At 68.1% G+C, this 276-nt stretch carries 1 pseudogene; it reads right to left on the reverse strand.

The window, feature by feature from the left end:
• Window positions 1–276: pseudogene (locus tag RM423_RS25165) on the reverse strand (IS4 family transposase); the annotation flags it as partial.

Raw genomic sequence — 276 nt, forward strand, 5'->3', positions numbered from 1 at the left:
GGCGCAGGTGGGCCAGCCAGGAGCCGTCAGGAAGGTCCTCGACGTGGGTGGGTTTGGGGCCTGCCTTGTCGGTGCGGACCCGCCACAGGAGATCCGCGCCGGTACCGATTGCCTTGCGCCACAGGGCGTATGAGAAGAATCCGCGATCGGCCAACAGCAGCATGCCCGCCGTGAGGTGTTCCAGCAGCGGGCCGGTCAACGTGGTCTCGGACTGGGAGTACCTGCCGACCTCGGCGGCGAAGATCGCATGGGTGCCGCACTCTGCCAGCGCCAGGA

Origin of the sequence: Jatrophihabitans lederbergiae (assembly GCF_031845305.1) — a bacterium.
In the GTDB taxonomy this organism is placed as follows: Bacteria; Actinomycetota; Actinomycetes; order Mycobacteriales; family Jatrophihabitantaceae; genus Jatrophihabitans_A; species Jatrophihabitans_A lederbergiae.